This window comes from Acidisphaera sp. L21 (assembly GCF_009765685.1).
Lineage (GTDB): Bacteria > Pseudomonadota > Alphaproteobacteria > Acetobacterales > Acetobacteraceae > LMUY01.
Genome location: NZ_LMUY01000149.1, coordinates 1,630 through 7,793 on the forward strand (window position 1 = coordinate 1,630; position 6,164 = coordinate 7,793).

Below are 6,164 nucleotides of genomic sequence, written 5' to 3' on the forward strand. Positions count from 1 at the left end.
GGGCATGATCTGTTCGAGGCTGAGCCTGCCTAGCCCCGCGATCGCAAAACCAACGCGTTTATCGGGTGGCATGGGAGCCGCAAGTGGCGGCGACGGCCGATCTGCCGCGCCTTTCCACTCTGGAAACACGACGTGACCAGCCTCAACTCGGCCAATATCGATAGCACTCGGCTTTGTTTGGCTCATGTGTATTCCTGCGGACAACCCCGAGATAAACGACGCGCCGGCCTGCTGGTTTTTATCGCCTTGCCATATATCGCAGGTGCTTGCTTGAGCCAAATGCTTCAGGAATGCGTCGTCCTATCAGCCATCCATCGTAGCCGATGGCCGCGAAGCGATCCGATCCGATCCGATCCGATCAGGACAATCGGCGGAGCCGGTCGACAAGACCCCTGGCTTACCGACGGGTCTGACAGAGACTCATGTGTGAAGCACGCTAGAGCTGTCGGCGAATGCGTTGGGGAGGATGGTCAAGGACAGCTGCGATATTGTGCGCCGCAATGATGCGGCAAAGCTTCGAAGACCCTGCTAAAGTTGAAACATGTCTAGCTGGTTTTCGGCAACCTCATCCCTTGGCTCGTCCGCATCAAGGATGCGCTTTGCGAGCCAGGCATGAAGCGCCTTGACGTCGGAAAAGTTGATGGGGACATTAATGTGGGCGTTTTTGGCAGTTCGGATCCTGACCGTGAAGTGCGTATCGCTGCGAGAAGGTTTTATATCATAGACGATAGTCATCTCGTTTATGCCGACTGCTATTTTTATCTTGTCGTTCATGCCGTGATGTTCCCCCTTCCCTTTCTACGCTATCTAACCCGTTGGTTCTGTGTTGAGGGTCAAGCACGTCACGTGCGGACGTCCAGTACCTCGTGCCGTAGCGATCGTTATCCAGCGGGTCCAACTTGCCACGACCGCTTGCCATGTCGCGGAGATACTCCATGCCCTGCCACATGGGAAAGACTGCATCTCCACCTGGGGTTACCGCACGAGCAACGCGGATAATCGCGCTCAGCAGTCCAAATCCCGCCAGCCTGCCACAGTCCAAACCTCTCTCCAGTGATTTCCGTCATGATGCCTGCAAGCTGGCGCCGGCTCACCGACGCACCGGCTATACGCAGGAACCGTGGTGCCGCATCGTCGAGCGCCACCTCCGAGCCGTAGTCTGCCACATCATCCTTGGTCGTAAAGTCGAGCGGTTGATCGGCACTGTCCCAGTATGCCGCCTTCAGGCTTGCGTATTTGGCAGATGAACTGCCTGGTCGCACGAGAACACGGAAAGGCACTTGGCGGCTGCTTTAGAACGGTCGCAATTCGCCTACCTAGGTCGCCAGTCCCACCCGAGATGACGATGAGGTGATTGCCCGTCATTCGTGCAAACTCCTGATCGGAGCCAGCCCGCAGATCGAACTGTGCCAAGGCGGCGAGCTGGCTGCCGGCTTCAAGCTGGTGTCGGCTTCGACGCCGAAGGTGGCGGCGCCGGTGCCCATTCGTCCGCTATAAGCTTTTGATCCTCGCTGATTTGATCAACATCCTCTTTGGACGGCGGCGGTGGCACACCCTGATCGCGACCTGGCCAGTGCTGCTTGTCATCCGACATCCTAATCTCCCGAGGCTACAATCAACCACAACCCGATCTCACCACATTGGTTTCGGCAGAATGTCCCGCGTAATGGCTCCTCTGGTGCAACCACAATGCCGGGTAAGACCTGGTCGCTTGGATCCTATCTGACATAGCGTCGGGCACTGCTTTTTAAACGAGAAGTGCAATTGTCGAATCGGCCTTTACCCAGCAGGCGGTGCTGAGGGGGGCAAGCCGGGGCGAAGTATGGCCGCGCTCTTCACTGCCGGCACCTCAATAGATGTGACGATTTACCGTTGTAGCATCTGAAAACTGCCGCTCCCAAACGATGTTGCCTCTGCGGAGGTGTGCTATGGCAGCAACAGCAGAAAAGACGGACCCGCAGCTCTGGGAGAAGGTCAAGAAGAATGTCACATCGAGTGACAAAGGTGGAAAGCCTGGCCAATGGTCGGCTCGAAAAGCACAAATGGCAACTCAGGAGTACAAGAAGGACGGCGGAAGTTATAAGGGCGCCAAAACGACTGACAACCACTTGTCAACCTGGACCAAAGAAGAATGCGGGACCAAGTCTGGTAAGGAGAGCGGTAAAACAGGAGAGCGCTATCTGCCTAAAGAGGCGCGTGAGCATCTCAGTAAGACCGAGTACGAGCGGACAACTGCTAAGAAGCGCGCGGATTCGGCCAAAGAAAAGCAATTTTCTGCACAGCCGACGGATATCGCCCAGAAGACCGCTCACGATCGCAAAGCAGGACACGAGAATACTACGCGCGCCGGCCTGTTGCGGCAGGCTAGCCAGATGAAAATTCCGGGGCGCTCGAAGATGAAGAAAGCCGAGCTTGAGAAAGCAGTAGCTGCCCATGGCTGAAGGAAAGCTAGATCAACATCACAATATCGCCTTGGAGTTCCACGCGGTGGTGAACATGACACCCAGGTCCTTGAAGATCTGGCTCAGCGGCTCCGAAAGCAAAAGCGTTGGTATGACCCACGAAGGCGATAAGGTTACAGAGCCCGGCACGCATGAAGCGGTCGGTCACGATATGGGCCGTCGCATTCTAGGCCTGCAATCAAAAAAGGCGGCCGACCTCAGCGATGACAACTACACGGCGATGAAGAAGGTCATTGGCTATGTGCACAGGCATCTCAAGCAACGTCCTCATGGCGAAGTTGAGGATTCTCGTTGGCGTAAATCATTGATGAACTGGGGCCATGACCCCATGAAGTAGGTGCTGCCAACTCCAGTAAACCAGAGGATGTTGCAAGATGCTGAATGATGTCCATTCAGAGCAGGGCAGCTCAATGCGTTAGGCCTCATCAGCCTGCTTGCCGCGGTCCGAAGCCTCTGACACATTCTTAATCGGGTTGCTTGGAAGCGCGCGGCATGCGGAGGAAACGACACGGACACTCATTCGTTGGTCGTGATGAAGCCTAAATTTCCATCATTGACCGAATCCGTGCTACCATCGTGTCGACTGCGAATGGCTTTGTCAAAACCGCCATGCCTGGTTCTAAATGGCCATTTCCAATAGCTGCGTTCTCGGCATAGCCGGTGATAAACATAACCTTTAGTGCCGTACGTGTAACGCGTGCGGCATCTGCCATCTGGCGGCCGTTCATCCCGCCGGGGAGGCCGACGTCTGTGACTAGAAGATCAATAGGCACGTTCGACTGAAGGATCTTAAGACCCGCCATACTATCAGCAGCCTCGATTGATGTGCAGCCGAGGTCATCCAGGATGTCGGTCAACAGCATGCGGACTGTTGGCTCATCATCAACCACGAGAACAGTTTTGCTCTCTTTGGCGCGTGGTAAAACTGGTAGTACCACCTCGCCTTCGTCCTCCAGAGCGTCGCCGTGATGACGTGGAAGATAGATGCACACTGTCGTGCCCTGGCCGACCTCAGAGTAAACACGGACCTGCCCGCCCGACTGGCGCGCAAACCCGTAGATCATTGACAACCCTAACCCGGTTCCCTCGCCAAGGGGTTTAGTCGTGAAGAAAGGTTCGAAGACGCGTGAGATGAGTTCAGCACTCATACCAACGCCGGTGTCGGTCACGCATAGCGAGAGATACTGCCCTTCCGGCATATCATGTTGGCGCGCTGCGCGCGCATCCACCCATTTGTTGGCGGTCTCGATGGTGATGCGGCCGCCATTTGGCATCGCGTCACGTCCATTGATGCAGAGGTTTAGAAGTGCATTTTCCAGCTGGGGCGGATCCACCAGCACGGACCATAGGGCAGAAGCGCCGACGACCTCGATCAGGACGGCGGGGCCCACCGTGCGCTGTATTAAATCCTGCATGCTGGCGACGAGACGGTTCACGTTCGTCGGCTTGGGATCAAGCGTTTGGCGGCGAGAAAAAGCGAGAAGCCGATGCGTCAGAGCGGCGGCGCGGCGCGAGGCGCCTTTCGCCGCGACCATGTATCGATCCACATCCGCCAACCGCCCCTGGCTGATACGGGTTTCCATCATTTCCAGCGCGCCAGAAATACCTGCCAGGAGATTGTTGAAGTCGTGCGCCAGCCCACCCGTGAGTTGGCCCACTGCCTCCATCTTCTGCGCCTGCCTAAACTGCTCCTCAAGAAGACGTTGCTGCGTCATGTCGACACCCACGCCGGTCCGGCGAATAGGCTTACCGTCCTCAAAGTAGGTGTGTCCTCGCGACAGAACCCAGCGGACGGAGCCGTCGGCATGGCGGATGCGGTATTCCTGTTCCAGGTCGCCTGGGTTGACGAGACCGCCGCTCATTGTCTTTCGAAGGCTCAGGTCATCATCAGGGTGTAGGTTCTGCAGGAACTCCGCGCTGCTGAAGCCCTTGGCGCCGCGACCTGATTCCAGCGCGTATAGCTCCGCTATGTTGTCGTCGCAGACGAACCGGTCGGATGCAACATCGTATGTCCAAACGCCCACTCCGCCGACGGACTGCAGCGCAAGACGCGCGAAATCCTTGGTGTCGTGTAGCTCGCGGGTCCTTTCCTCTACCCTGTGCTCAAGGGTTTCATTCAGCTCCCGCAGCGCCTCTGCAGTCGCCTGGGCGCGTTCGCGCTCGGCGATCAATTCGCGCTCGTAGGAGCGGCGGTCCGTAGCATCAACGACCAGCACGCGAAGTCCGATCAGTACCTCTTCCGCGTTCCTCATTGGACGCCATTCGATGAGTGCGGGCAACTTGCTCCCATCCGCTCGGCTCAGGTCCAGGGCGGCCTGCCTGACGAGGCCGTCGCGGCGCAGAACCTGAGCGCAGTGAGTCTCATAGAATATCCGTGCGCCTGCAGTGAGCAATGCCTGCACGCGCTGGCCGATCACCCCGTCCCGCGTCCGACCAAGCCATTCCAGAAAAGTTGCGTTGGCGCGTACGATCGTTCCAGAGACTGTGGTGGTCAGGTAGCCGCAAGGTGCGTGCTCGTAGAGTTCGTCGAGCGTCTCCTCGGGCAAGGCGGACGGATCGGCCTCGTTTGTTGATGGCATCTAGTTGGCAAGGAAGCGTTTGATTGTGGCGATCGTCTCGCCCGGCGCGCTCATATGCGGGCAGTGCCCGGTCGCCTCCATCAGGACGAGTTCGCTGCTGGGCAGGGTGACATGCATGTACTCGCCGACTTCAATGGGCGCTACCATGTCCGCCTGTGTCTGGAGGATCAGTGTTGGCAAGTCGAGGAGCGGCAGCGAGGCGCGGACATCGGACAGGAAGGTCACCCGGGCGAACGCCTTGGCGATGGTGGGGTCCGTCCGACAAAAGCTGTCACCTAGCGCACGGGCAAGTTCAGGCCGTTCGGCATTGCCCATGATTGCAGGTGTGGTCGCCCTAGACCAGTCGAGAAAATTGGCGTCCAGAACCTCCAGCAGATCGTCAATGTCGGCCCGCGAAAAGCCACCGACATATGGAAAGTCATCAACGTAGCGTGGCGACGGGCAAACCATGACCATCGCACCGAATAGGCCGGGCGCCTTGATGGCTGCCAACATGCCGATCATGGCCGAAACAGAGTGACCTACGAAGACGGCGTCCTGGAGCACCAGTGCCGAGGCGATCTCGATGACATCCTGGGCGTATCCCTCTAGGTGCCCATATTTGAGGGCATCGTAGGCAGAAAGGTCGGAGAGGCCTGCCCCTACGTGATCGAAGAGGACGACGCGGGCTTCAGTTTCAAAGGCCGGCGCAACGTCGGCCCAGGCATTAAGGTCGCAGCCAAAGCCGTGTCCGAAAACGATCGTCCGCATGCCGGAGCCCGTCACACGCACATTGTTTCTCAAAAGGGGGCTCAACGCTCGTCTCCAAAGACACGGTTTGATCTACCAAAGGTATGTCGGCGACAATAGCCACCTAACGGCGATGACTGTGGCCTAGCCGCCAATCATGGCGCTCTGCGACGCAGGCTGCTCGACGTCCACCAATCATGCAACGTACGAAGGTCATACCGGCGGCACGGAGTGATAGGTTCCGACTAGCCATCCTCAGGTCTAGTGATGATCCGTAGTCCCACAATCAAATCATGGCTGCGCATTATAAGGCAACGTAACCTGATGACTTAGCACGCGGGATTGAGTATTATCACGACGGCTATCTCTTTTGAAGCCTTGCATTGCGTCTGAG

Annotated in this window: 5 protein-coding genes and 1 pseudogene; 2 read left to right on the forward strand and 4 right to left on the reverse strand. The window is 57.6% G+C overall.

The features are described from left to right. Together GSQ76_RS31480 and GSQ76_RS28375 are read right to left on the reverse strand one after the other, a co-directional pair. Window positions 1-279: pseudogene (locus tag GSQ76_RS31480) on the reverse strand (hypothetical protein); the annotation flags it as partial. 249 nt (window positions 280-528) lie between these two features. Beyond that, window positions 529-774, reverse strand: a complete 246-nt coding sequence (locus tag GSQ76_RS28375) for a hypothetical protein (RefSeq protein ID WP_158747444.1) — start codon at window positions 772-774, stop codon at window positions 529-531. A gap of 1,154 nt (window positions 775-1,928) precedes the next feature. Between GSQ76_RS28375 and GSQ76_RS28380 the strand changes: the two genes are divergently transcribed. Next, complete coding sequence (locus GSQ76_RS28380) at window positions 1,929-2,441, forward strand: hypothetical protein (protein ID WP_158747445.1); 513 nt, start codon at window positions 1,929-1,931, stop codon at window positions 2,439-2,441. Beyond that, window positions 2,434-2,799 carry a DUF3140 domain-containing protein gene (locus GSQ76_RS28385; protein ID WP_158747446.1) on the forward strand — a complete coding sequence of 122 codons (366 nt, stop codon included), beginning with the start codon at window positions 2,434-2,436 and terminating at the stop codon, window positions 2,797-2,799. The genes GSQ76_RS28380 and GSQ76_RS28385 overlap by 8 nt, the downstream gene beginning before the upstream one ends. Before the next feature lie 202 nt (window positions 2,800-3,001). Here the strand turns inward: GSQ76_RS28385 and GSQ76_RS28390 are convergent, their stop codons facing one another. Together GSQ76_RS28390 and GSQ76_RS28395 are read right to left on the reverse strand one after the other, a co-directional pair. Continuing rightward, window positions 3,002-5,008: a PAS domain-containing sensor histidine kinase gene (locus GSQ76_RS28390; RefSeq protein WP_216851342.1), complete on the reverse strand. Its 2,007-nt coding sequence runs from the start codon at window positions 5,006-5,008 to the stop codon at window positions 3,002-3,004. 33 nt (window positions 5,009-5,041) lie between these two features. Continuing rightward, a complete protein-coding gene (locus GSQ76_RS28395) occupies window positions 5,042-5,836 on the reverse strand; it encodes an alpha/beta fold hydrolase (protein WP_254070691.1) in 795 nt (264 codons plus the stop codon). Between the last annotated feature and the right edge of the window lie 328 nt (window positions 5,837-6,164).

Excerpts from the sequence above, each read along its gene's own strand:
- GSQ76_RS28385 (WP_158747446.1), top strand. The coding sequence starts at position 2,434 with ATGGCTGAAGGAAAGCTAGATCAACATCACAATATCGCCTTGGAGTTC.
- GSQ76_RS28375 (WP_158747444.1), bottom strand. The coding sequence starts at position 774 with ATGAACGACAAGATAAAAATAGCAGTCGGCATAAACGAGATGACTATC.
- GSQ76_RS28380 (WP_158747445.1), top strand. The coding sequence starts at position 1,929 with ATGGCAGCAACAGCAGAAAAGACGGACCCGCAGCTCTGGGAGAAGGTC.